The following is an 18,961-nucleotide window of genomic DNA, read 5'->3' on the forward strand; positions in this document are numbered from 1 at the left end:
CCCCCCCTTTCGCGGGCTCCCGCTTCCCACGGCGGGACCCCGCGACCTATGCTCGTGAGGAGATCCACCCGCTCCCCGCCGCCCCCACCCAGGTCGGCCGACGTACCCGCGTCGCTGGAGCAGGTCGATCCGACCCGGCGTACCCGCACCGGGCAGCACCCGATCCCGCTCCCCCGGCGTACCCGCGCCCGGACGCGGTCTACCCGAGAAGACACGACGAGCCATGACCCGTATCGGCTACGCCGCTGGAGCATTCGACCTGTTCCACGTCGGCCACCTCAACATCCTCAAGCACGCCAAGAGCCAGTGCGACTACCTGATCGCCGGCGTCGTCTCGGACGAGATGCTCGAGCGCAACAAGGGCATCACCCCGGTGGTGCCGCTCGCCGAGCGCCTCGAGATCGTCAGCCACATCAGCTACGTCGACGAAGCCCGCGCGGAGACGCTGTCCGACAAGCTCGACACCTGGCGCGACGTGCGCTTCGACGTCTTCTTCAAGGGCGACGACTGGCGCGGCACCCCCAAGGGCGAGCGGCTCGAGGCGGAGTTCGCCGCGGTCGGCGTCGAGGTCGTCTACTTCCCATACACGATGCACACCTCCAGCACCCGGCTCCGTCGCGCGCTCGACGTCCTGAGCGGTGTCGGCGCCGCGGCCGCTCCCGCGGCCACGCTCGCCCAGCCCGCCGGCCACGTGGCGCACACGCTGGTCAGCCGCTAGCGGCCATCCGCCAGCCGAGAGCGGCACGCGGCTGCCATGCGCTCACGTGACGGCGGATGCCCGTGCCTCCGCTCCGCGCAGAAGCCCCGCCAGCCCGCACCTCACCCCAGCCGCTCCGCCGCCCGGTCCGTCGCGGCGACGAGCGCGTCGAGGATGCCGGGCTCGTCGAACGCGTGCCCCGCGTCCGGCACCATCGTGAAGCGCGCCTCCGGCAGCGCCCGGTGGAGGTCCCAGGCGGTGACCGCGGGCGTGCACATGTCGTAGCGGCCCTGCACGATCTCGGTGGGGATGCCGGCGAGCAGGTGCGCGTCGCGGAGCAGCTGGCCGTCCTCCATCCAGCCGCCGTGGGTGAAGTAGTGGTTCTCGATGCGCGCGAAGGCCAGCGCGTAGGACGGCTCGGCGAAGCGGGCGACGACCTCGGGCTTCGGCAGCAGGGTGATGCCCGACGCCTCCCACGTCGACCAGGCGACCGCGGCCGGCCCGTGCACCTCCGGGTCGGGATCCGCGAGCAGCGCCGCGTACGCCGCGATGATCCCGCCGCGCGGGACCCCGCGGACGGGCGCGGTGAACGCCTCCCACCCGTCGGGGTAGACCATGCCGGCCGGGCCCTCGTAGAACCAGTCGAGCTCGGATGCCCGCAGGGTGAAGATGCCACGGAGGATGAGGCCGGTCACGCGGGTCGGGTGCGTCTCGGCGTAGGCGAGCGCGAGGGTCGAGCCCCAGGATCCGCCGAACACCAGCCAGCGCTCGACGCCGAGGTGCGTGCGGAGCCGCTCCAGGTCGGCGACGAGGTGCCAGGTCGTGTTCACGGAGAGGTCTGCGGAGGGCTCCGACACGTGCGGCGTGCTGCGGCCGCAGCCGCGCTGGTCGACGAGGACGATGCGGTACCGGGCGGGGTCGAACAGGCGCCGGTGCGCGGGGCTGATACCGCCCCCGGGACCGCCGTGCAGGAAGACGACCGGGATGCCGTCGGGGTTCCCGGAGGTCTCCCAGTAGAGGAGCTGGCCGTCCCCCACGTCGAGCATGCCGGTGTCGTACGGGTCGATCTCGGGGTACGGGCTGCGCATGGGACGAGCCTACGGTCGCCTCGCGGCCGGGTGCCGCGGACCGGGAGCGTCGGCGCGGTCCGGGCGCGTCGGACCAGGCGCACCGCGCCGAGCGGCCCGCATCGCCCCGACGCCGGGTCGCGCGGGGACACGGGGACCCGTAGCGTCGACGCATGATCGACGTGCCCTGGACGGACGGACGCTGGACCACGGAGCCCGAGGCGGTGCGGATCCACTCGGACGGCATGGACGTGACGGCCCGCGCGGGCAGCGACGCCTGGCGCACCACGTCGTACGGCTTCGTGCACGACACGGAGCACGCCCTGCTGGCGCCCCTGCCGCCGGGCTCGGCCGTGGAGGTCGCCTTCGTCCTCGACCTGGCGGAGCAGTTCGACCAGGCGGGTGCGTTCGTGCGGGTCGACGCGGAGAGCTGGATCAAGGCCGGCGTCGAGCGCAGCGACGGGGAGGACGGGCTCGGCGCCGTCGTGACCCGCGGCGTGTCCGACTGGTCGCTCGCGCCCGTGCCGGGCTGGTCCGGCCGGCTGGTCACCATCCGCGCGAGCCGCTCCGGCGACGCCCTCACCGTGCGCGCGCGGGTCGACGAGGAGTCGTGGCGCCTCGTGCGGGTCGCGCCGCTGGATCCGGCCGCGTCCGCGGGCGCCGGTCCGTTCTGCTGCGCGCCCACCCGCGCGGGCTTCACGGCCCGCTTCACGTCGTGGCGCACGGGACCGGCGGACGCCGCCCTGCACGCCTGACGCCCGGCACGCCTGACGCCCGGCCCTCCCCCGCACGGACGCACCGGCGGTCCGTCACCGGCACCCCGGCCGGGGCCCGCGCGCCCCGTCCGCCTGCCACACTCGGCGGATGCCCTCCTCCCCGCCGTCCGCCTGGTTCACGACCCGCATCCGGGGCGCCCGCGTCCGGGTGGGCGTCGCCCAGCCGGTGGCCGTGATCGAGCGCGACGACGGCACGCGCGAGGTCGTGGCCTGGCCCGGCCTCCCGACCGGCCTCGTCCGCCCCGTCCAGGAGGTCGCGCCCACGTCCGACGGCGTCTGGGTCGCGTACCTCCCCGACGAGGCGCCGGAGGGCGTGCCGCGGGAGACCACCGCGTCCGCCGTCCACGTCGCCCTCGACGGCCGGATCCGGCAGCACCACGGGCTGCCCGCCATCGCCTCCCTCGGAGCGACGCGGCACGGACTCTGGCTCTCGACCGCTCGGGAGCTCCCCGATCCGGACGTGCCCGCGTCGTGGCGTCGGGATCGGGAGCTGCTCGTCGTCGCGCCCGACGGCACGCGCCGCCCGATCACGGTGGACCGCGTGCCCGTGCGCGCGAGCGACCACGGCGAGGGCTCCCAGCTCGTCCTGTACGCGGACGGACCCGAGCGGACGCCCGCGCACGGCGGGTGGGAGTACGCCTACGCCGAGGTCGCCGTCGCCCTGCCGGCCGGTCTCCCCGCGGTGCTGCGGGTGGATGCGCACGACCCGAGGCCGCTGCGCGACGACGACGAGCGGGAGGCCGCTCGTCCGGCGGACCTGACGGGCGACGACCCGACCGACCGCTCGAGGGGCGACGACCCGACGGGCGAGGAGCCCGCGCGCCCCGACGACCCCGCGATCCCCTGGGACCTCGTCGCGATGCCCGACGCGCTGGCCCGCGCGGCCACGGAGGCCATGGTCGCGGGCTTCGGCGATCCCGACGCCTACTGGCGCGACACGCGCGGACGCGCCCCGCTGGCGCAGGGCATGAGCGGCTCGAGCGTCACGGTCGTCGGCGACTGGCCGCGGACGCGCGTCGTCGTGGCGTTCCGGCACGCGAGCCGCCCGGGGCTCCTCCTGCGCCGCACGCTCCCCGTGTTCGACGCGGCCGGCCGCATCGCCACCGCCGAGTACGCCTCGATCCACCTGATGGAGGACGTCGAGACCGGGCAGCTGCCCCCGGCGAGCGCGGCCCGCGACGGCGTCCTCGAGTTCTGACCCGCGCTACCGCGCCGTCTTCCTCTTCTCGCTCCGCTCCATGCGCGGCGCCGTGCCATCGGCGATCCGCGCGTCGCGGTACGCGCGCGCCTCGTCCTGGCGCGCCCGCTCCTCCCCCGAGGCGACGGCGGCGCGGACGTGCGCCGGCGTGTAGCCGAACGCGTCGACGAGGTCCTGCGCGTGCGGGCGCAGGCGCGCGACGAGCCGGTCGATGTAGGCGGTGACGGCCCGGGCGCGCGGCGCGCTGATCCGGCCGTGGATGAGGTACCAGGCGAGGTCCTCCTCGATGAGGCGGAGGCCGAACAGGTCGCGTGTCCAGGTGAGGATGCGACGCGTGCCGTCGTCCATCGCGCGCCCGGTCTCCGACGCGGGATCCAGCGCCTCCGTGAACGCCTCCCACTGCAGCAGCTGCGCGTGCGCGCGGGCCGCCTCGATGAGCGCGTCCTGGTGCCGGTTGAACAGCGTCGCCGCCTCGGCGGGCGCCATCTTCCGGGTGGCCCGGAGCGCTGTCGCGATCTCGCCGACCATCGTCTCGACGCGTCCGGTGAGGAGCGCGCGCTGGGTGTCCGGCTCGCGGAGCTGGCCGACGGAGCGGGCGGTGGATCCGCGGTCCGCGAGCGCCTGCCCGAGCGTCCGGAGCCCCGTGGAGCGGAGCGTGCGGTCGGCGGCCTGCTCCACGACGTACCGCGCGAGCACTCCGAAGTCCGCCTTCGCGAAGCGGCGGTTGACGTCGGTGAGGAGGCGCTTGGCCACGAGCTGCAGGAGCACGGTGTTGTCGCCCTCGAACGTCGCGTAGACGTCGAGGTCCGCGCGGAGCCCGACGAGGCGGTTCTCGGCGAGGAAGCCCTGGCCGCCGCACGCCTCGCGCGCCTCCTGGATGGTGTCGAGCGCGTGCCAGGTGCTGAGCGGCTTGAGCGCGGCGGCGAGCGTCTCGAGGTCCTGCCGGTCCTCGTCGGTGTCCGTCGTGCCCGAGAACACGGAGTCGAACTGGCCGAGCAGCTTCTCGTGCGCGAAGGAGGCGGCGTAGGTGGTCGCGATGCGCGGGATCAGGCGCCGCTGGTGCCGCTGGTAGTCGAGCAGCACCTCCTCGTCGGTTCCGCCGGCGACGAACTGGCGCCGCTCGTTGCCGTACGTGACGGCGATCTGCAGCGCGATCTTCGCGGCGCTCGTCGCCGCCCCGTCGAGCGAGACGCGGCCCTGCACGAGGGTGCCGAGCATGGTGAAGAAGCGGCGTCCGGGGCTCGGGATCTCCGACGTGTAGGTGCCGTCCTCGGCCACGTCGCCGTAGCGGTTCAGGAGGTTCGCGCGCGGGACGCGGACGTGGTCGAAGTGCAGCCGGCCGTTGTCGATGCCGTTGAGCCCGCCCTTCAGGCCGTCGTCCTCGCCGCCGATGCCGGGGAGGAACGCGCCGTGCTCGTCGCGGAGGGGCACGAAGAAGCAGTGCACGCCGTGGTTCACGCCCTGCGTGACGAGCTGCGCGAAGACGGTCGCCGCGCGCCCGTCGACGGCGGCGTTGCCGAGGTAGTCCTTCCACGCCGCGCGGAACGGGGTGTGCAGGTCGAACTCGCCCGTCGCGGGGTCGTAGGTCGCGGTCGTGCCGATGCTGGCGACGTCGGATCCGTGCCCGGTCTCCGTCATCGCGAACGCGCCGGGCGTCTCGAGGGTCATGATCCCGGGCAGCAGCTCCCGGTGGTGGCGCTCGGTGCCGAGGTGCATCACCGCGGAGCCGAACAGGCCCCACTGCACGCCCGCCTTGATCTGGAGCGAGGGATCCGCCGCGACGAGCTCCTCGAAGCCCGCGATGTTGCCGCCGTGGTCCTCGAGCCCGCCGACGATGCGGGGGAACGCGCGGTGCACGCCGCCGTGCTCGACGAGGATCCTCAGCTGCTCGGTCACGCGCGCCCGGTGCTGGTGCATGTCGAGGCCCTCGATGCGGTGCAGCTCGGGGCGGCTGGTGAGCTCGCGCGACGAGGTGCGGACGTCGGCCCAGCGGCCGAGCAGGATGCGGCCGAGCCGGGCGACGTCGACCTGCGGGCCGTCCCCCGTGCCCGCGGTCCCGTCGGTGCGGTCGAGGTCGCGCGCCACCTCGGCGTCGACGTCGCCGGCGACCGGCACGTCCGCCTCGCGGAGCGCGCCGTCCGCGGGCGCGCCGCCGTCGCGCGGGCTCGTGGCGGGGCCCCGTCCCCTCGTGCCGCGGGTGGTGCGTCCTCGTGCCGCCGTGTCGACCATGGATCCTCCGTGCCGTCGTCTCCGCCGGCGTCCCTGCCGGCACCGGCCACGCTACGGACGATTCCTCCACCTGCCGAATGTCCCGTCGCGGGCCTCCAACGCGGTCCCGCGGCGACGGCCCGCGGGTTGTGGGAACCCTCAGCGCGGGGTCGGGCGACGGGGCCAGGACGGGCGCGTCGCGTGCCGGCCGGGAGGGTGGCATCCCGAGGGGGCGTCCGAGGCCTGCGTCGCCCGCGGAAGCGCGGCCCTCAGCGGCGCGGCGCACCGAGAGCGGACCCTTCGGCCCACCGCGCGTCCGGCAGCGGGACGCCGTCGCTCCTCACAGCCCGCATGGGGCGGACGCACGGACCAGTACGATCGTGGGCAACGGCGACAGCTCTTCGGGTGAGCTGTCCCGCCAGCGCCGGGCCGGTCTTCGGGTAAAAGTCGGCCGTGTGCGCGGCCCGGTCCCGTAGCCCTCGAGGCTCGGGACCGGGTCCCTCTCCCCTCGCCGCGCCGCCGGACCCTAGGCGGAGGCGGTGGACTCCGCGGCGACGACCGCCAGGAGGCCCTCGCCGTAGGTGTCGAGCTTCTTCTGCCCGACGCCCGTGACCTGCGCCAGCTGCCCGAGGTCCGCCGGGCGCACCGTGGCGACCTCGCGCAGCGTGACGTCGGCGAAGACGACGTAGGCGGGCACGCCCTGCTCCTTGGCCTGCTCCGAGCGCCAGGCGCGGAGCGCCTCGAACAGGCCCTGCGCCTCCTCGGGGAGGTCGACCACCTGGCCGCCGCGGCTCCGCGTGGTGCGCGTGCCGCGTCCGCGGACGATGCGCTCGGGCTCCTGCCGCATGGGCACCTGGCGCGCACCCGTCAGGACGTCGCCGCTGCCGGCCGTGATGACGAGGGTGCCGTAGCCGTCGTCGCTCACGCCGAGGAGGCCCTGCGCGAGGAGCTGGCGCACCACCCCGCGCCACTGGACGTCGGTGAGCTCGGTGCCGATGCCGAAGGTGGCGAGCTGGTCGTGGCCCTGCTGGCGCACGCGCTCGGTCTCCTCGCCGCGCAGGATGTCGATGAGGTGCGCCGCCCCGAAGCGCTGGCCGCGCTCGCGCTGCAGCCGCACGACGGTGGAGAGGAGCTTCTGCGACGGGACGGTCGCGTCCCACGTCTCGACGGGCTCGAGGCACGTGTCGCAGTTGCCGCACGGGCCCGTCTCCTCGCCGAAGTAGCGGAGGAGCTGCACGCGACGGCACCCCACGGTCTCGCAGAGCGCGAGCATGGCGTCGAGGTGCTGGGAGAGCCGCCGCCGGTGCTGCGCGTCGCCCTCGGACTGGTCGATCATGCGGCGCTGCTGCACGACGTCCTGGAGCCCGTAGGCGAGCCAGGCGGTGGACGGCAGCCCGTCGCGGCCCGCGCGCCCGGTCTCCTGGTAGTAGCCCTCGATGGACTTCGGCAGGTCGATGTGGGCGACGAACCGCACGTCCGGCTTGTCGATGCCCATGCCGAAGGCGATGGTGGCGCACATGACGATGCCGTCCTCGCGGAGGAAGCGCGCCTGGTTGCGCTGGCGGACCGCCGCGTCGAGGCCCGCGTGGTACGGCAGCGCGGTGATGCCCTGCTTGTTCAGCGCCTCCGCGGTCTGCTCGACCGTCTTCCGGGAGAGGCAGTAGACGATGCCCGCGTCGCCCGCGTGCTCGGTGCGGATGAGGTCGACCAGCTGCTTGCGCGGCTCGGCCTTCGGCACGATCCGGTAGCGGATGTTGGGCCGGTCGAACGAGGAGACGAAGTGCCGGGCGTCCTGGAGGCCGAGGCGCGCCGTGATGTCAGCGTGGGTAGCCTCGTTGGCGGTCGCGGTGAGGGCGATGCGCGGCACCTCGGGCCAGCGCTCCGCCAGCATGGACAGGGAGAGGTAGTCCTTGCGGAAGTCGTGGCCCCACTGGGAGACGCAGTGCGCCTCGTCGATGGCGAAGAGCGCGATGCGCGCCTCGTCGAGGAGGCGCCCCATGCGGTCGAGGATGAGCCGCTCCGGCGCGAGGTACAGCAGGTCGAGGTCGCCGTCGAGGAGGGCGCGCTCGACCTCGCGGCTGGTCTCGAGGTCCTGCGTGGAGTTGAGGAACGCGGCCCGCACGCCCACGGCGCGCAGGGCGTCGACCTGGTCCTGCATGAGGGCGATGAGGGGCGAGATGACGACGCCGGTGCCCTCGCGCACGAGGCTCGGGATCTGGTAGCAGAGCGACTTCCCGCCGCCCGTGGGCATGAGCACCAGGGCGTCGCCGCCGCCGATGACGTGCTCGACGATCTCCTGCTGGTCGCCGCGGAAGGCGTCGTACCCGAAGACCGTGCCGAGGCGCTCGAGGGCGGGGGCCAGGGCGGGGGATCCGGCGGGCGCGGGAGGGGTGGAGGTCATCGCGGCAATCGTATCCGGGCCCCGGGGAGCAGGCGGCGGTGGGGCGGGGTCGGGGACGACGACGGCCCCTCCCGGATGGGGAGGGGCCGTCGTCGCGGATCGGGCGCGGCTCAGATCGCGGTGGGGTCCGAGCTCGCGCCGGGGGTGGCCTGCGCGGCCTCGGCCGCCGCCTGCTCCTTGAGGGCGGCCACGTCGACGGCGCGCACCTCCTGGATGAGCGACTCCAGCGCCGGGGCGGGCAGCGCGCCCGCCTGGCTGAAGATGAGCGTCTGGTCCTTGAAGATCATCAGCGTCGGGATGGCGGAGATGTTGGCCTGCTGCGCGAGGAACTGCTGCGCCTCGGTGTCGACCTTGCCGTGGACGATGTCGGCGTGCTTCTCGCTCGACTGGTCGAACACCGGCGCGAACTGCTTGCACGGGCCGCACCAGTCGGCCCAGAAGTCGACGACGACGATGCCGTTCTGGTCGACGATGCTCTCGAAGTTCTCGGCGGTCAGTTCGGTGGTGGCCATGGTGCGTCCTCTTCTCGTGCTCGTCGTCAGGGTCGTGGGGTGCAACAGGCCGGGCGGCCCGGGCATTCCGCCCGCGCCGCCCCGCCGCTACCAGACGAGGACGATCGACGGCCAGACGGTGCGGGAGCCCCGGGCCGCGTCATCGCCGGAGTAGGACGCCGTGAGCAGGTGGATCCCCCGCGACAGGCGCGGCAGCGTCACCGTCGCGCGGCCCGCGTCGGCCTCGGTCAGGTCGACCGACGCGATCGCGCGCCCCCGGTCCAGGATCTGCACGCGACCCGTGACGGGCGCCCCGCCGGCCGCGAGCCGCACCGAGTACCGCACGGGCTGGCCGCTGCGCGCGAGGAGCCGGTCGGCGTGGCCGGTGAGGCTCGACGCGTCGCGCACCGTGTCGAGGCCGACCACCACGGGGTCGTGGTCGCTCGAGCGGAACGCGCTCGTGCCGTCGGTGGCGGCGCCGTCGTACTGGCGCGCCGCCCACTCCGGCGCGTTGACGTCCCAGACGCCGACGCCCGTGACCTGGCGCGCACCGGTGCCGGTCGCGAGCACGTGGTCGAGCGATCCGACCTCCCCGTCGAAGGAGTACGTGCGCTCGCCGGGGGCGCGCGCGGCCACCAGGTCGACGAAGCCCGCGTCGCGGAGGACCTGGATGGGGTCCTCCTCGGAGTAGGCGTTGAAGTCGCCGAGCAGGTAGAGCAGGTCCGACCCGCTCGACGCGCGCAGCTCGGTCGCGAAGCGCGCGACGGCCCGGGCCTGCGCGACCCGGTCGGCGTTGAAGAAGCCCTGGCCGTCGGCGGGCTGGGTGCCGGATCCCGACTTCGACTTGAAGTGGTTCGCGACCACCGTGAAGGTCCGGTCGCCGCCGCGGAACGACTGCGCGATCGGCTCGCGGGCGTTGCCCCACACCGTCTCGTCGATCTGCGTGGCGGCCGCGCCCACGGGCGTCACCGCGTCGGTCCGGTAGACGATCGCGTTCTGGATCTCGTCGGTCGGCGTGCCCTGGAGCGCCGCGGGGGTGCGCACGTAGTCCCACACCGCCGATCCCGCCGCGTCGTTCAGGCCGCGCACGAGGTCGGCGGTGGCGGTGTCGGCCGGCTCGCCGAAGCGCGTCGAGTCCTCGATCTCCATCAGGGTCACGACCTGCGCGTCGAGCCCGGTGATGGCCGTGACGATCTTGGCGCGCTGGGCGCGGAACTCCTCGGGGGTCTGCGCGCCGCGCTCCCCGAGCGTCGTGAAGTAGTTGAGGACGTTGAAGCCGGCGATGCGGACGTCGCCGCCGACCTCCGGTGCGGCGGCCGGGCGCGGCGCCGCGCTCGTGAAGGTCGGCACGCGGCCGGCCGCGTCGAGCGAGGTCAGCGGGGTCGTGGGCTGCAGGCGCCAGTCGTCGAAGCCGAAGGCGAGCACGTAGGGCGTCGCGGGGAAGACCGGCGCGTCGCCGTTCCGGACGACCTGCTCGGCCGAGTAGTACGGCTGGGTCGCGCCGGCCGGGTAGGCGGCGTTCGTCAGCTGGATGGCGAATCCGTCGTCGAGGAGGAGCCGGCGCGCGCGGTTGTCGGCGGCGATCCGGTCGGCCTCCGCGCCCGGCCGCACCACGTCGGTGGCCTTCACGGGCAGGTCGGCGCCCGCGCTCAGCCACAGCGTGCCGAAGGACTCGAGCTGGTGGGCGGATCCGACGCGGTACTCGCCCGTCGGCGTGACGAGCATGCTCTCGAGCGACTCGCGGTCCGCGCCGCGCAGCGTGTCGGGCAGCGCGGTGGGGGCGGGCACGCCGACGCCGGCCTGCACGAGGTCGGTCGCGGTGGCGGACACCTGGGTCTGGCCCTGCCGCTCGGAGGCGGTGCCCGTGACGCGCACGAGGTCGCCCATTGCGACGGCCGGGTCCGCGGCGCCCAGGTAGACGAAGAGGCCGTCGGAGGCGCCGGGCGTCGCGTCGACCGCGCCTCCGCTGCCGGCGGTCTGGATGGCGACGCCGGCGTAGCCGCTCGCGCCGCGGTAGTCGCCCGTGACGACGCCCTCCACGGTGACGACCCGGCCGGCGTACGGCGTCGTGCCGCCGGTCCCCTGCACGTCCGCGATGGAGACGGTGTCGGCCTGCGCGGGGGCTGCGACGAGCGCGCCCAGGGCGAGGGCCAGCGCCGTCCCCACGGCGGCCGGTCGGCGGAGCGCGCGGCCCGCGCGCCTCGTGGTGTCCTCGTCGTGCGCCGTCATCCGGTGTCCCCCTCCATCGCGTGACGGTGCCCGGCGGGGCACCTCCTCGAGGCTATGCGGCGCGGGGGCGCAGGGGGGAGGCCGGGCACCGTCCCGTCACGCGCTCGTCACATGCCGGCAGCCCGTGGACCCTGGCCGCACGGTGCGCTCCTGCGGTGCCGCCGTCCGGGACCTCCGCGGCTCCTCGTCGGACGTTGAGCGCCCGGTGCGCTTGTACTATTGTAAGGACATTCCGCCGCCGGACGCCCGGCGCGTCCGCCGACCGAGAGGCTGTGCACCGCCGCATGTCCCCCTCCTTCCCGCTCCTCCCCACCCGCCCCCGCGCGCCCCGGTCCCGTCGATGAGGGCGACCGTCGCGGGTGCGCCCGTCAGCTTCGGCGTGTTCGAGCTGACCCCCGAGGGCGCCGAGGTCGTCACCCCCGACGACATGGTGGAGGCGCTGGCCGAGACCGGCTACTCCGGCATCGACCTGGGGCCGGTCGGCTACCTCGGCCGCGGCCGGGAGCTGCGCGACCGCCTCGCCGGAGCGGGACTCGAGCTCGCGGGCGGGTGGATCCAGCTCCCCCTCACCGACGACGACGCCTTCGAGGCCGCCCTCCCCGAGCTGCACGCGTCGCTCCGCGTGTTCCAGGAGGCCGCCGAGGCCGGGCCCGCCCGCCTGCCGCTGCCGACCCTCGCCGACGCCGGATCCGCCGTGCGCGCCGCCGCCCCCGGCCGCGGCGCCGCGGCCGACCCGCTCGACGACGCCGCCTGGTCCCGCCTCGTCCGCAACACCGCGCGGGCCGCCGCGATCACGCGCGCCGCGGGCCTCGAGCCGACCTTCCACCACCACGCGGGCACCTTCGTCGAGTCGCCGGAGGAGGTCGACCGGTTCCTCGACGCGGTCGACGTCGGCCTCACGCTCGACACCGGCCACCTCGTCATCGCCGGCGGCGACCCGCTCACGGCCGTCGAGCGCTGGGGCGCGCGCATCACGCACCTGCACCTCAAGGACGTCGACGGCGCCGAGCTCCGCCGGGTGCTCGCGGCGGGCGGCGGCATGCGCGAGGTCTGGTCGTCGGGCGCCTTCGTGGCCTTCGGCCGCGGCGACGTCGACATCGCGAGCGTCATGGCGGCGGTCGATGCCCAGGGCTTCGACGGCTGGGTGGTGGTGGAGCAGGACGTGCTCAACGCGCCCGACGCCGACATCCGCGCCTTCCGCGCGGAGCGCACCGAGGACCAGCGCGTGAACCGCGAGGCCCTACGCGCCTGGGCCTGACCCGGCGACCGGCCGCGGTCCCCGGCATCCGGCCCACGGCCCGCACCACCCGACCCCGCACCACCCGCACCACCCACGAGACACGAGGACGGCGACATGACCACGACCCCCCTGCGCTTCGGCCTGATCGGCACCGGCCGCATCGGCCAGGTCCACGCCGCGAACATCGCCCGGGATCCGGACGCCGAGCTCGCGTGGATCTGCGACCCCTTCGTCGAGGGCGCCCACGCCCTGTCCGCCCGCCACGGCGGGACCGTCACCGAGGACGCCGCGGCGATGATGGCATCCGGCGGCATCGACGCCGTCCTCATCGCGTCGCCCACCCCGACCCACGTCGACCTCATCTCCGCCGCCATCGACGCCGGCCTGCCGGTGCTCTGCGAGAAGCCCATCGACCTCGACATCGCGCGCGTGGACGCGCTCCTCCCCCGCGTCCGCTCGGCGGGCGTGCCGGTCGCCCTCGGCTTCAACCGGCGCTTCGACCCGGCCTTCGCGGAGGCCCGCGCCCGCGTGGCCGCCGGCGAGGTCGGCGAGCTCGAGCAGCTCTCCATCGTCAGCCGCGACCCGGCCGCGCCGCCCGCCGCCTACGTCGCGGTCTCCGGCGGCATCTTCCGCGACATGACCATCCACGACCTGGACATGGCCCGCTTCTTCCTGCCGGACATCGTCGAGGTGCAGGCCACGGGATCCACCACGTTCGACCCGGGAGCCCGCGAGCACGGCGACTTCGACACGGCCGTCGTCACGCTCCGCTCCTCCAGCGGCGCGCTGGTCGTCATCACGAACTCCCGCCACAGCGCCGTGGGCTACGACCAGCGGATCGAGGCCTTCGGGTCGCGCGGGTCGCTGCAGGTCGCGAACGCGCTCACGAGCCTCGTCAGCCTCTCGACCGCGACGAGCGTCGAGGGCAAGCCGCCGTACCAGGACTTCTTCCTGGAGCGCTACGCCGCGGCGTACGTGGCGGAGCTCCGCGCCTTCATCCGCCTCGCGCGCGGCGAGGAGTCCGACAGCCCGACGTTCGAGGACGGCCGCGCGGCGCTCGTGCTCGCGGACGCGGCCCAGCGCTCGGCCGTCGAGCGCGTGGCGGTGCCCGTCTCGCTCTGACCCGCCGTCCATCCCGAGGTCCCGGTCGCGCCGCGCGCGCCCGGGCCTCGGCGCGGGCGGGCGCGGGTGCGGGCACGCGGCAGACTGAGGGGTCGGACGGCCTCGCGCGCCCGAGAGGTCTCGACCCGGCGTCTTCTTGTCAGTATGTATTGACAAGGACGACGAGCGGGACGAGGATCGCCCCGACGACGACGTCAGGACCCCGCGTGCGGGCGTCCGCCCGACAAGGAGCATTCGATGAAGAGCAGATCCCTCGCCCCCCTCGGCCTCGTGATAGCGGCCGGCCTCCTCCTGACCTCGTGCGCGGGCACCGGCCAGGAGGCCGCGCCCACCGCCGGCGGCGGCAGCGGCGGAGGCGGCGGGGACCTCACCTTCGCCGTCGTCACCCACTCGGGCCCCGGCGACGCGTTCTGGGACCGCGTGAAGTCCGGCGCGGAGACGGCGGGCGGCGACTACGGCGCCACCATCACGTACAACGCCGACCCGGACCCCGCCAAGCAGTCGCAGCTCATCGACAACGCGGTCGCGCAGGACGTCGACGGCATCGTCGTCTCCATGGCCAACCCGGACGGCCTGCAGGACAGCATCGAGAAGGCCGTGGCGGCCGGCGTCCCCGTCGTCACCATCAACTCCGGCATCGAGCGCTCCGCCGAGTTCGGGGCCCTCACGCACATCGGCCAGAGCGAGACCGTCGCGGGCGAGGCCGTCGGGGAGCGCCTCGGCGACGCGGGCCTGGAGAACGTGCTGTGCGTCATCCAGGAGGCCGGCAACGTCGGGCTGGAGGAGCGCTGCTCGTCCGCGGCGAGCGCCTTCCCCGGGCAGATGGCGAACCTCCAGGTCGACGGCACGAACGACGCGGAGGTCAAGGCGACCATCAAGTCCAAGCTGCAGGCGGACCCCTCCATCGACGGCGTGCTGACCCTCGGCGGCCAGTACGCGATCGACGCGGTCGGCGCCGTGGAGGAGTCGGGCAGCGCGGCCCAGATCGGCACCTTCGACCTCTCGGAGGACGTCGTCAGCGCCGTCGAGGCCGGCACCGTCCTGTTCGCGGTCGACCAGCAGCCCTACGTGCAGGGGTTCCTCGGCGTCACGGCGCTCCAGCTCTACGCCACGAACGGCAACGTGATCGGCGGCGGCCAGCCCGTCTACTCCGGCCCGGCCTTCGTGACGGAGGACAACGCGGCGCAGGTCGCCGAGTTCGCGGCGAACGGCACCCGCTAGGCCGCCGGGCCGGGCACGCACGACGCGCCCGGCCCGCCGTCCCGGTGCCGTCCGCGGCACCCGGACCCGGACCCGCACGCCGCCGCACCGGCGACGACCCCGCATCCCCACCCCCGTGCACCGCCCACACCCCTAGGAGCCCGCGTTGACCACGACGGACATCGTGACGATCGCCACGAGGCCGCGCCTCGAGAACAGGCCGATCCGCAAGATCCTCGCCCGACCGGAGATCGGCGCCCTCGTGGCCGCCCTCGCCGTGCTGCTCTTCTTCTCCCTCTACACGCCGCAGTTCCTCACCCTCGCCGGAGCGGGCGTGTGGCTCGAGTCGGCCTCGACCTTCGGGATCATGGCGGTCGCCGTCGCGATGCTCATGATCGGCGGCGAGTTCGACCTCTCCGCCGGCGTCATGACGGGCTTCTCGGCCCTCGTCGTCGGCATCCTCACCTCCCACTACGGCCTCAGCATCTGGGTCGCGGTGGTCGTGTCGCTCGCGGCGGCCCTCGCGGTCGGCGCCCTCAACGGCTTCCTCGTGATGAAGACGGGCCTGCCGAGCTTCATCGTGACCCTCGGCACGTTCTTCGCCCTCGCCGGCGTCGACCTCGCGGTGACGAAGCTCATCACCGGTCAGGTCGCCATCCAGGGCATGACGAAGGTGCCGTCCTACGACGCCATCCAGCCCATCTTCGGCTCGTCGCTCCAGATCGGCGGCGGCAACTTCTACGTCTCCGTGCTGTGGTGGTTCCTCGTCGCCGCGGTGGCCACGTGGATCCTGCTGCGCACCCGCGCCGGCAACTGGATCTTCGCGGTCGGCGGCGCCAAGGAGTCCGCCCGCCAGGTGGGCGTCCCGGTCTTCAGGACCAAGGTCGGCCTCTTCATGGGCACGGCGGGCGCGGCGTGGCTCGTGGGGATGATCTCGCTGTTCCGCACCTCGACGGTGCAGGCGAACACGGGCGTCGGCCAGGAGTTCATCTACATCATCTGCGCGGTGGTCGGCGGGTGCCTGCTCACGGGCGGCTTCGGCTCCGCGATCGGCGCGGCCCTCGGCGCCCTCATCTACGGCATGGTCTTCCAGGGCATCACGTTCGCCCAGTGGGACACGAACTGGCTGCGGACCGTGCTCGGCGGCATGCTCCTCGCGGCCGTGCTCCTCAACAACCTGGTGCGCACGCGGGCGGGAGGCGGACGATGACCACGGACATCGATCCCGGCGCCGCATCCGCGCGCCTCGCGGGCGCCACGCCCGGTGCCGCCGAGGAGGCGGGCGGGCGCCCGACTCCCGCGCTGCCCCCGGTCGGCTCGACCATCCTCGAGGTCCGCGACATCGGCAAGAGCTACGGCGCCGTCAACGCGCTGACGGGCGTCTCGACGGTCGTGAACGCCGGCCAGGTCACCTGCGTGCTGGGCGACAACGGCGCCGGCAAGTCGACCTTCATCAAGATGCTCGCGGGCGTGCATGCGCCGAGCGAGGGCACGATGCTGCTCGACGGCGAGCCCGTCACGCTCGGCTCGCCGCGCGCGGCCCTGCAGGCGGGCATCGCGACGGTCTACCAGGACCTCGCGGTCGTGCCGCTCATGCCCGTCTGGCGGAACTTCTTCCTGGGCTCCGAGATCACGAAGGGCCGGGGGCCGCTGCGCCGGCTCGACGTGCAGGCCATGAAGTCCATCACGCACGACCAGCTCGCCCAGATGGGCATCGACCTGCGCGACGTCGACCAGCCCATCGGCACGCTGTCCGGCGGCGAGCGCCAGTGCGTGGCGATCGCGCGGGCCGTGCACTTCGGCGCCCGCGTGCTGATCCTCGACGAGCCGACGGCCGCGCTCGGCGTGAAGCAGTCGGGCGTGGTGCTGCGGTACATCGCCCGCTCGCGCGACCAGGGCCTCGGCGTGGTCTTCATCACGCACAACCCGCACCACGCGTTCCCGGTGGGCGACCGGTTCCTGTTGCTGAACCGCGGATCGAGCCTCGGCACGTTCGAGAAGGACGAGATCACGCTCGGCGAGCTGACGAGCCTCATGGCCGGCGGCGCCGAGCTGGACTCCCTCGCCCACGAGCTGGCGCGCGACCCAGGTGCGGACGGGAGCCGGCCGGCGCCGGACGCGTGAACGGGCGCGTGCCAGGATGAGACGTTGACCTGACCAGCGAGGGAGCGATCCGCGTGACGCAACCGGAGCAGATCCTGCCCCCCGACCTGTTCCTGGCGCTCGACCGCTCGGGCCCGGTGCCGCTCTACTACCAGGTGGCCAACCTGCTGGAGACGGCGATCCACGACGGCACGCTGCCCGCGGGCGCGCGGCTGGAGAACGAGATCGCGCTGGGCAACCGGCTCGGACTGTCGCGGCCGACGATCCGGCGGGCCATCCAGGACCTGGTCGACAAGGGCCTGCTCGTCCGCCGCCGCGGCATCGGCACGCAGGTCGTGCACGGCCGGGTCACGCGCAACGTCGAGCTCACGAGCCTCTACGAGGACCTCGAGCGGCAGGGCCAGACGCCGCGCACGGAGATGCTGTCCTCCGCGCGCGGCACCGCCGACGACCGGACCGCCGAGGCGCTGGGCGTCGAGGTCGGCAGCCCCGTCCTGCACCTCACGCGGCTGCGCACGGCCGACGGCGTGCCCCTGGCGATCCTCGACAACGTGCTGCCCGAGCCGTTCGTCGACCTCGACCCCGAGGAGCTCGCGACGCACGGCCTGTACCAGCTGCTCCGCGGCCGCGGCGTGATCATGCGGGTCGCGAAGCAGCGCATCGGCGCGCGCGCGGCGACCGCGTCCGAGGCACGGCTCCTCGACCTGCCGCGCGGAGGCGCCGTGCTCACGATGTCGCGCACGGCGTTCGACAGCTCCGGCCGCGCGGTCGAGCACGGCCAGCACTGCTACCGACCCGACCTCTACTCGTTCGAGATCACCCTGGTCGACCGGTAGCAGCCCCCCCCAGAACCCGTCGAGTCAAGGGCCGTGGCGATGCGCATCCGCGCGCCTAGCCTCAGCGCCATGAAGCACATCACCTACGCCGAGAAGTCGCTCCTCCTGGGCGACGAGGCCGCCGACACCCTCATCGAGTACGCGGCCGTGCTGGCCAGCCACGGGCGCGGGGACAGCGTCACCCTCCGCGCCCTGAGCTCCGACGGGGACGAGGTGGACGCGACGTTCCTCCTTACCGCCGGGGCGCCGCTCATGGCGGAGACGGCGAGCACGCGGCTGCCCGCGCCCGAGAACGCCGAGGCCGTGGCGCTCATGCGGTCGCGGATCGACCGCTGGGAGCGGCCCGAGGCCGTGTCCGCCGGCGAGGCCCACCCCGGGAGCGTCGTGGACGAGGACCACTTCCGGTTCGAGTGACGGCAGACATCCCAACCAGCACCGTGGGGTCAAGGGTCCGGCCGGAATGAGCAGGGACCCGTGAGGGTCGTTACCTTCGGCATCAGGATCGTGTACCCGCACGGACCCGGACGGAGGACCCGGACGAGCCGTGGCTAGGCTCGATCCACGCCTCGAGCCACGCCCCAGCGTCCTCATCGCGTCGACGCGTCCGGGCGCCCCCGTCCCCGCGTGCTGACGACGAACAGCGCGACGACGCAGGAGCCTCCCGCGTCTGGATGAACGGAGAGAGAGCCGGACATGGGCCACCTCATCCACGACTCCCGCAGCCGCACCGAGATGGAGGACCGCGCGCTCGCGCACCTGCAGATCGTCATCATCAACAAGCTCCGCCGCAAGGAGAGCTTCTCGTTCTCCTGGAAGAACCCCGCGTCCGAGGGCGACGGGCGGCGCACCATCTGGATCGCCCCCGAGATCCCCCTGGAGTTCGTCTACCTCGGCGGTCGCGCTCCGGCGATCAACATGGCCTGGGTCGAGGCGATGATGCTCGCCGCGAACACGTCGGCCGGCCTGCACCTCGTGCGGGAGCCCGCCTCGCCCGCCTCCCAGGACACGCCCCCCGCGGCCGGCTGACCACCGACGGGCGTCCGCCCGTCGTCGCGCTCCATCACCTGGAAGGGCCTCATGGCCATCAGCAACATCCCCTACGACGACGACCGCATCGTCGCCGCGCTCGACGCGGGCGCCGGCGTGCGCTCCGAGACGCGCGACGTGCGCGTGGACTTCCCGGGGACGGGGATCACGGAGGACGACGTCGCGACCGTGACCGCCACCCTCACGTGGACGGTGCCCGCGCTGGTGGCCGTCCGGATCCTCGACGCGGCGCGCGTCCTCGCGGAGGACGTCCGCCACGATCCCGAGCCGACCGACCTCCGCGCGTCCACGGCCGCGTTCGACGACGGGGCGCACGACCCCGCGTAGCACCTTCGACACCGGGGCG

At 74.2% G+C, this 18,961-nt stretch carries 17 protein-coding genes; 12 read left to right on the plus strand and 5 right to left on the minus strand.

Annotated elements, in window-relative coordinates:
* The first annotated feature begins 223 nt into the window (after window positions 1-223).
* Window positions 224-718: an FAD synthase family protein gene (locus tag AC07VC_RS10970; RefSeq protein WP_317229084.1), complete on the plus strand. Its 495-nt coding sequence runs from the start codon at window positions 224-226 to the stop codon at window positions 716-718.
* 101 nt (window positions 719-819) lie between these two features.
* On the opposite strand, the gene pip is transcribed toward AC07VC_RS10970, so the two are convergent.
* Complete coding sequence (gene pip / locus AC07VC_RS10975) at window positions 820-1,785, minus strand: prolyl aminopeptidase (RefSeq protein WP_494675254.1); 966 nt, start codon at window positions 1,783-1,785, stop codon at window positions 820-822.
* A gap of 152 nt (window positions 1,786-1,937) precedes the next feature.
* Between pip and AC07VC_RS10980 the strand changes: the two genes are divergently transcribed.
* Together AC07VC_RS10980 and AC07VC_RS10985 are read left to right on the plus strand one after the other, a co-directional pair.
* Window positions 1,938-2,519, plus strand: a complete 582-nt coding sequence (locus AC07VC_RS10980) for a DUF1349 domain-containing protein (RefSeq protein WP_494675253.1) — start codon at window positions 1,938-1,940, stop codon at window positions 2,517-2,519.
* A gap of 109 nt (window positions 2,520-2,628) precedes the next feature.
* Window positions 2,629-3,738 carry a hypothetical protein gene (locus AC07VC_RS10985; protein ID WP_494675252.1) on the plus strand — a complete coding sequence of 370 codons (1,110 nt, stop codon included), beginning with the start codon at window positions 2,629-2,631 and terminating at the stop codon, window positions 3,736-3,738.
* A gap of 6 nt (window positions 3,739-3,744) precedes the next feature.
* On the opposite strand, the gene AC07VC_RS10990 is transcribed toward AC07VC_RS10985, so the two are convergent.
* The 4 genes from AC07VC_RS10990 to AC07VC_RS11005 form a co-directional block, all read right to left on the minus strand.
* Window positions 3,745-5,967, minus strand: coding sequence for an acyl-CoA dehydrogenase family protein (locus tag AC07VC_RS10990; RefSeq protein WP_494675251.1), 2,223 nt, complete (start codon window positions 5,965-5,967; stop codon window positions 3,745-3,747).
* Window positions 5,968-6,472: 505 nt separating this feature from the next.
* On the minus strand, window positions 6,473-8,347 hold the full coding sequence (recQ, locus tag AC07VC_RS10995; protein ID WP_494675250.1) for a DNA helicase RecQ: 1,875 nt from the start codon (window positions 8,345-8,347) through the stop codon (window positions 6,473-6,475).
* A gap of 110 nt (window positions 8,348-8,457) precedes the next feature.
* Window positions 8,458-8,859, minus strand: coding sequence for a thioredoxin (gene trxA, locus AC07VC_RS11000; protein ID WP_104290319.1), 402 nt, complete (start codon window positions 8,857-8,859; stop codon window positions 8,458-8,460).
* A gap of 87 nt (window positions 8,860-8,946) precedes the next feature.
* Window positions 8,947-11,067, minus strand: a complete 2,121-nt coding sequence (locus tag AC07VC_RS11005; RefSeq protein WP_494675249.1) for an ExeM/NucH family extracellular endonuclease — start codon at window positions 11,065-11,067, stop codon at window positions 8,947-8,949.
* A gap of 340 nt (window positions 11,068-11,407) precedes the next feature.
* Between AC07VC_RS11005 and AC07VC_RS11010 the strand changes: the two genes are divergently transcribed.
* From AC07VC_RS11010 to AC07VC_RS11050, 9 genes are all read left to right on the plus strand, one after another.
* The gene (locus AC07VC_RS11010) at window positions 11,408-12,325 is read left to right on the plus strand and encodes a sugar phosphate isomerase/epimerase family protein (RefSeq protein ID WP_494675248.1); all 918 of its coding nucleotides are present in this window, start codon (window positions 11,408-11,410) and stop codon (window positions 12,323-12,325) included.
* A 96-nt stretch (window positions 12,326-12,421) separates the two neighbouring features.
* Window positions 12,422-13,429 (plus strand): inositol 2-dehydrogenase, encoded by a 1,008-nt coding sequence (iolG, locus tag AC07VC_RS11015; RefSeq protein ID WP_494675247.1) that lies wholly within the window; start codon window positions 12,422-12,424, stop codon window positions 13,427-13,429.
* 237 nt (window positions 13,430-13,666) lie between these two features.
* A complete protein-coding gene (locus tag AC07VC_RS11020; RefSeq protein ID WP_317230237.1) occupies window positions 13,667-14,650 on the plus strand; it encodes a sugar ABC transporter substrate-binding protein in 984 nt (327 codons plus the stop codon).
* A 145-nt stretch (window positions 14,651-14,795) separates the two neighbouring features.
* Window positions 14,796-15,839, plus strand: coding sequence for an ABC transporter permease (locus AC07VC_RS11025; RefSeq protein ID WP_317230238.1), 1,044 nt, complete (start codon window positions 14,796-14,798; stop codon window positions 15,837-15,839).
* Complete coding sequence (locus tag AC07VC_RS11030) at window positions 15,836-16,753, plus strand: ATP-binding cassette domain-containing protein (RefSeq protein ID WP_317230239.1); 918 nt, start codon at window positions 15,836-15,838, stop codon at window positions 16,751-16,753. Before AC07VC_RS11025 ends, AC07VC_RS11030 begins: the two co-directional genes overlap by 4 nt.
* Window positions 16,754-16,806: 53 nt before the next feature.
* Entirely contained in the window at window positions 16,807-17,568 is a 762-nt protein-coding gene (locus AC07VC_RS11035) for a GntR family transcriptional regulator (protein WP_094115215.1), read from the plus strand.
* 69 nt (window positions 17,569-17,637) lie between these two features.
* Window positions 17,638-17,982: a hypothetical protein gene (locus AC07VC_RS11040; protein WP_494675246.1), complete on the plus strand. Its 345-nt coding sequence runs from the start codon at window positions 17,638-17,640 to the stop codon at window positions 17,980-17,982.
* Window positions 17,983-18,261: 279 nt separating this feature from the next.
* The gene (locus AC07VC_RS11045) at window positions 18,262-18,594 is read left to right on the plus strand and encodes a DUF7882 family protein (protein ID WP_494675245.1); all 333 of its coding nucleotides are present in this window, start codon (window positions 18,262-18,264) and stop codon (window positions 18,592-18,594) included.
* Between the two features lie 51 nt (window positions 18,595-18,645).
* Window positions 18,646-18,942 carry a hypothetical protein gene (locus AC07VC_RS11050; RefSeq protein WP_494675244.1) on the plus strand — a complete coding sequence of 99 codons (297 nt, stop codon included), beginning with the start codon at window positions 18,646-18,648 and terminating at the stop codon, window positions 18,940-18,942.
* Window positions 18,943-18,961: the final 19 nt, after the last annotated feature.

The sequence above is a fragment of the Clavibacter sp. GW821-FHT01D01 genome (assembly GCF_059422605.1).

Coding starts and splice junctions, on each gene's coding strand:
- AC07VC_RS10970 (WP_317229084.1), top strand. CDS start 224: ATGACCCGTATCGGCTACGCCGCTGGAGCATTCGACCTGTTCCACGTC.
- pip (WP_494675254.1), bottom strand. CDS start 1,785: ATGCGCAGCCCGTACCCCGAGATCGACCCGTACGACACCGGCATGCTC.
- AC07VC_RS10980 (WP_494675253.1), top strand. CDS start 1,938: ATGATCGACGTGCCCTGGACGGACGGACGCTGGACCACGGAGCCCGAG.
- AC07VC_RS10985 (WP_494675252.1), top strand. CDS start 2,629: ATGCCCTCCTCCCCGCCGTCCGCCTGGTTCACGACCCGCATCCGGGGC.
- AC07VC_RS10990 (WP_494675251.1), bottom strand. CDS start 5,967: ATGGTCGACACGGCGGCACGAGGACGCACCACCCGCGGCACGAGGGGA.
- recQ (WP_494675250.1), bottom strand. CDS start 8,347: ATGACCTCCACCCCTCCCGCGCCCGCCGGATCCCCCGCCCTGGCCCCC.
- trxA (WP_104290319.1), bottom strand. CDS start 8,859: ATGGCCACCACCGAACTGACCGCCGAGAACTTCGAGAGCATCGTCGAC.
- AC07VC_RS11005 (WP_494675249.1), bottom strand. CDS start 11,067: ATGACGGCGCACGACGAGGACACCACGAGGCGCGCGGGCCGCGCGCTC.
- AC07VC_RS11010 (WP_494675248.1), top strand. CDS start 11,408: ATGAGGGCGACCGTCGCGGGTGCGCCCGTCAGCTTCGGCGTGTTCGAG.
- iolG (WP_494675247.1), top strand. CDS start 12,422: ATGACCACGACCCCCCTGCGCTTCGGCCTGATCGGCACCGGCCGCATC.
- AC07VC_RS11020 (WP_317230237.1), top strand. CDS start 13,667: ATGAAGAGCAGATCCCTCGCCCCCCTCGGCCTCGTGATAGCGGCCGGC.
- AC07VC_RS11030 (WP_317230239.1), top strand. CDS start 15,836: ATGACCACGGACATCGATCCCGGCGCCGCATCCGCGCGCCTCGCGGGC.
- AC07VC_RS11040 (WP_494675246.1), top strand. CDS start 17,638: ATGAAGCACATCACCTACGCCGAGAAGTCGCTCCTCCTGGGCGACGAG.
- AC07VC_RS11045 (WP_494675245.1), top strand. CDS start 18,262: ATGGGCCACCTCATCCACGACTCCCGCAGCCGCACCGAGATGGAGGAC.
- AC07VC_RS11050 (WP_494675244.1), top strand. CDS start 18,646: ATGGCCATCAGCAACATCCCCTACGACGACGACCGCATCGTCGCCGCG.